This is a genomic window from Micromonospora sp. NPDC002411, assembly GCF_053592955.1.
On record NZ_JBSFBM010000425.1, the window covers coordinates 1 to 5,022 of the forward strand.

At 72.2% G+C, this 5,022-nt stretch carries 5 protein-coding genes; all 5 read left to right on the forward strand.

Annotated features, from left to right (window positions below):
* Nucleotides 1-637, forward strand: a 637-nt coding sequence (locus ACWCO3_RS31335) for an alpha/beta hydrolase (protein ID WP_450013493.1), incomplete at its 5' end; no start/stop codon positions are given.
* 140 nt (nt 638-777) lie between these two features.
* Nucleotides 778-1,725, forward strand: a complete 948-nt coding sequence (locus ACWCO3_RS31340; RefSeq protein WP_357932985.1) for an ion transporter — start codon at nt 778-780, stop codon at nt 1,723-1,725.
* A gap of 77 nt (nt 1,726-1,802) precedes the next feature.
* Nucleotides 1,803-2,972, forward strand: a complete 1,170-nt coding sequence (locus ACWCO3_RS31345; RefSeq protein WP_450013495.1) for an acyl-CoA dehydrogenase family protein — start codon at nt 1,803-1,805, stop codon at nt 2,970-2,972.
* Nucleotides 2,972-3,817 carry a phosphate/phosphite/phosphonate ABC transporter substrate-binding protein gene (locus ACWCO3_RS31350; protein ID WP_358053781.1) on the forward strand — a complete coding sequence of 282 codons (846 nt, stop codon included), beginning with the start codon at nt 2,972-2,974 and terminating at the stop codon, nt 3,815-3,817. Before ACWCO3_RS31345 ends, ACWCO3_RS31350 begins: the two co-directional genes overlap by 1 nt.
* The coding region (locus tag ACWCO3_RS31355; RefSeq protein WP_450013497.1) for a hypothetical protein at nt 3,814-5,022 on the forward strand (1,209 nt) is incomplete at its 3' end. The genes ACWCO3_RS31350 and ACWCO3_RS31355, both read left to right, overlap by 4 nt.

Consider the following 5,022-nt stretch of genomic DNA (forward strand, 5'->3'; position numbering starts at 1 on the left):
CTACACCGCGGACCAGGAGGTCGACGACCTCGCCGTCGTGCTGGAGCACACCGGGTCGGGCAACGTCATCGGCCACAGCAGCGGAGGTTTCCTGGCGCTCGAAGCCGCACGTCGACTGCCGATCGACCGGCTCGCCCTCTACGACGCCGCGATCTCGATCGACGGCAGCTTCCCGTCGGCGTGGCTGCCGGCCGCGCGGGCGGCAGCGGAGGCCGGTGACACCGCCAAGAGTCTCGCCATCACGACCGCGGGGATCAACTCGCACATGGCAGCGGGACGACTCCCGCTCGGCGTCCGGACCGCGATCATCCGCGCCTTCCTGCGGACGCCGATCGGCCGGACCATGGGTGACCTGCTGCCGACCACATTGGAGGAGACGGCGCTGATCCTGGCGCACGACGGGCCGGCCACCCGGTGGGCCGGGGTGAGCGCCGAGGTGCTGCTGGCCTGCGGCGCCGACGGTCCGCCCTACTACGTCGAGCAGAACGCGGCGCTGGCCCGTGCCCTGCCGCGCGCCCGGACGCTGACGATCGTGCGCAGCGGCCACGACGCCATCAACCGGGCGCACCCGAGGATCGTCGACCCGCTCGTTGAGTTCTTCGCAGCGCCGGTGACGCCGGAGCGGGCGCGTCACTGACGAGCGGCGCACGATCGCGCACCGTCATGGATCTTGGCTAGGCTGGTGGGCATGCCCGCACACCAGCCGCACCGCCACGACGACGGCCGGAGGTGGGCCCACGCCACGGCCCCGGCGCGCCCGATCGAGCCGGCCGGCTGGTGAGCGACGTACCCGCGCCCGCCCAGCGAGGCGGGCCGGCCACAGTCCCACCCCACCGATCCGGTTGGGCCGCCCGCTGCGCCCGACTCTCCCGGTCGCGCCCCTTCGAGATCGCCATCGTCGTGGTCATCCTCGCCAACGGGATAGTGCTCGGCCTGGAGACCTACGACGACCTCAGCCCGGCCGGCACGGCACTGCACTGGCTGGAGTTGTTCTTCCGCGCCGTCTTCGTCGTCGAGATCGGTGTCCGACTCGCTGCGTACGGCAGGCGTCCACAGGACTTCTTCCGGCACGGCTGGAACGTCTTCGACTTCGTGGTGATCGCCGCCATCTTCATACCGGGCCTGCACGGCGATCCGGCACTGCTGCGGGTCGTGCGGGTCGCCCGCATGGTGCGGCTGGTGCGGTTCTCGCCGGGTCTGCGGACCATCGTCTCCGCGCTGTGGCGCAGCCTGCCGGGCGTCACCGGCTTCCTCGCCCTGGCGGTGGTGACGCTCTACGTGTACGGCATGGCCGGCTGGTTGATCTTCGGCAACAGGTATCCGGAGGAGTACGGCGACATCGGCCGGTCGTTGCTGACATTGTTCGTGCTGCTGTCGCTGGAGACGCTGCCGGACCTCATCGAGCAGGGCATGGCCATCTCGCCGTGGACGCTGCTCTACTACGTCAGCTACGTCGTCATCACCGTCAACCTGCTTCTCAACATCCTCATCGCCGTCATCGTCAACTCGATGGAGGAGGCACGCCGGTTGGAGATGACCGAGCGGTTGGCCCCCGACTACGACGAGGACGGCGACGGCGTACCGGACGAGGTGGACCGCATCGCGCTGACCCAACGGCTGGACGACCTGCGGGCGGTCATCGCCGAGTTGGAGCGGGAGTTGCGGATCGACCGGGAGGACGGGCACGGCCGGCCGCACCGGGACGGCACCCGCACCAGACGGTGATCCGACACTCGCGCTGCGTACTCCGGTTCGGATAGTGTCGGCCGCGGTCCCACCGCTTCGGCCGAAGGGGCACCAGCATGACGTCCACTGTCGACAATGCCCAGTCCACCCCCGACGTCGCCGACACGCTCGGCGCCGTCATCGACGAGGTGATCCGGCCGCAGGCGGCGTCGGTCGACCGGGAGGGCGTCTTCCCCCGGTCGGGTGTCGACGCCCTCGGCGCGGCCGGCCTGCTCGGTCTGGCCTCCTCCACCGAGGTCGGCGGCGCCGGCCACGGCATGCGGACGGTCGCCGAGGTCGTCGAGCGGCTGGCCGCCGAGTGCGGCTCCACAGCGATGGTGGTGCTCATGCACTACGCGGCGACCGCGGTGATCGAGGCGCACGGCCCGCGCGAGGTCCGCGCGGCCATCGCGACCGGCGGCCACCTCACCACCCTGGCCTTCTCCGAGTACGGGTCACGCAGCCACTTCTGGTCGCCGACCGGCACCGCCACCGCCACCGACGAGGACAGCGTCCGCCTCGACGCCCGCAAGAGCTGGGTCACCTCGGCCGGCGAAGCCACCAGCTACGTCTGGTCGAGCCTCCCGTTGTCCCGCGACGCCGGCCCGATGACGCTGTGGCTCGTACCGGCCGACAGCGCCGGCCTGACCGTGACCGGGAGCTTCGACGGGCTCGGCCTGCGCGGCAACGGCTCCCGGCCAATGACCGCCGACGGGCTGCTGGTCCCGTCGACGGCGATGATGGCTGCCGACGGGGCGGGGCTCGACACCGCGCTCGGCGCGGTCCTGCCCTGGTTCCTGGTGCTCAACGCCGCGTTCTGTCTCGGCCTCGCCGACAGCGCGGTCGCCGAGGCGGGCCGGCACCTCACCGCGACGACGCTCACCCACACCGGCGCCGCCCTGCGCGACGCGCCGGTCACCCGCCGGGACCTCGCCCGACTGATGATCCGCACTCATGCGCTGCGCGCCTTCCTGGGCGACACCCTCACCGCCTTGGAGACCGGGCGTGACGACGCGATGCTGCGCGTGCTGCAGGTCAAGGCGCTCGCCGGGGAGACCGTCGCCGAGGTGACCGACGGCGCGATGCAGCTCTGCGGTGGCAGCGCGTTCCGCAAAGAGTTGGGCCTTGAGCGTCGCTTCCGCGACTCGCGCGCGGCCCGGGTGATGGCACCCACCACCGACGCGCTGTACGACTTCGTCGGCCGGGTCGCCACCGGTCTGCCACTGCTCGACGAGGCGAATCGCTGATGCCGGCGCCCGGCGTCCTGATGGGAGCGGTCGCGTACGACCCCAAGGTGGTGACCATCTGGGAGGGTTTCCGCGCCTGGCTGCGCGGCCGCGGCCTGGACTTCGACTTCGTCCTCTACTCGCACTACGAGCGACAGGTCGAGGATCTCGTCGCCGGGCGGATCGACGCGGCGTGGAACTCTCCCCTGGCCTGGTTACGCGCCGAGCGACTGGCGGTCGCCACGGGCACGAGCGTGCGCGCGCTGACCATGCGCGACACCGACCAGGACCTCACCTCGGTCGTGGTGGTCCGGGCCGACTCACCGGTGCGTACCACAGCGGACCTGGCCGGGATGACGGTCGCCGTCGGAGCGGTGGACAGCCCCCAGGCGACGTTGATTCCGCTGGGTCACCTCGCGGCGGCCGGGGTCGCTGTCGACGTACGCCGCTTCGACGTCGGCGTCGGCCTGCACGGCGACCACATCGGTGGTGAGCGCGACGCCGCCCGCGCCCTGACGGCCGGGGAGGTCGACGCCGCCTGCATGATCGACGCCAACCACCTGGCGTTCGTCCGGGAGGGCACCCTGCCGCCCGACGGCACCCGGATCATCGCGCAGACCACACCGTACGACCACTGCAACATGACGGTCCGCGAACCGGAGTCCGCCGGGGTCCGGCTCTTCGGCACGCTGCTGCTCGGCATGTCGTACGCCGATCCGCAGGTGCGCCCGCTGCTCGACCTGGAAGGGCTGACGGCCTGGAAGGACGGCCGGACCACCGGATACGACGCCCTGGCCGGTGCTGTCGATGCCACCGGCTTCTACTCCCCCGACGGGCGGGTGACGGCCTCGGACTACCGGCCGTGAGCGCGGCACCGGCCGCCGAGGTCGACCTCGGCGACCTGGGTTTCGGCCGGGGCGCGCACCTGCTCGTGCAACGCGCCCTGGCCGGGCTGCCGCCCGGCGGCCGGTTGGCGGTCTCCGGCCGCGACCCGGCTTTGCGAGTACACCTGCCCGCCTGGTGCCGTGGCCGGGGCCATCGGGTCGAGTCGCCCGAGCGTGACGACCGGAGCGACCTGGTCGCGGTGATCGTGCGGGGTACGGCGGACGACGACCGTTGGTTCGGCGCGGAGCGGGCCGGGCCAGCCCTGCCGACGGCGCTCAACAGCCGCCCGCCGGCGCGGTGGGGGCTGGGTGCCCGGGGCGCGCTGCTGGAAGCCGGTGGCCCCGAGGCCCGGTTCGATCTGGACGACCGTGACCTGGTGTGGGCCGACGTCGCTCCGCATCTCTACGCCCAGGCGGCGGCACGGCAGTGGGACCCGCAGACCGCGGTGCCGTGGGACGACCCGTTCGCGTTACCGGCCGACGTCGAGGCCGCTGTGGTGCAGGTGATGACCTACCTGGTCGAGAACGAGCAGGCCGCTCTCGTCGTGCCGGCCCGGTTCGTGGGGCGCATCCACCCGCATTTCCGGGAGGTGGTGCAGCTCCTCGCCGTGCAGATGGCCGACGAGGCCCGACACATGGAGGTGTTCGGTCGGCGGGCGCTGCTGCGCGGCAGCGAAATGGGTACGTCGTCCGCCGGCGGTCGACAGTCGCTGTTCACGCTCGTCGCGGAGTCCGACTTCGCGTTGGCCTCGTTCCTGCTCTCCGTGCTCGGGGAGGGCAGCTTCGTCGACCTGCTCTCGTTCCTGCACCAGTTCGCGCCGGACCCGGTGACGCGCCGGATCTGCTGGCTCGCCATGCAGGACGAGCGCCGGCACGTGGTGTTCGGCATGGCCCACCTGGAGCATCAGGCACGGCTCGACCCGCTGCTGCGCGACCGGCTGCGGGCGGCCATCCACCGTCGCCACGACGCGCTCGCCGACACCGCCGGCCTCAACGCGGACGTCTTCGACGCGCTGGTGGTGCTCGCCGCGGGTGGATGGCATCCCGACGACGTGGCCGCCGGCTTCGACCGGGTGCAGGCCCTGCAACAGGCGATGGACCAGGGTCGTCAGCGCCGGCTGGTCCGCCTGGGTTTCCGGCCGGACGAGGCTGCCGCGCTGTCGGCCCTGCACACCCGCAACTTCATG

Coding starts and splice junctions, on each gene's coding strand:
- ACWCO3_RS31345 (WP_450013495.1), top strand. CDS start 1,803: ATGACGTCCACTGTCGACAATGCCCAGTCCACCCCCGACGTCGCCGAC.
- ACWCO3_RS31350 (WP_358053781.1), top strand. CDS start 2,972: ATGCCGGCGCCCGGCGTCCTGATGGGAGCGGTCGCGTACGACCCCAAG.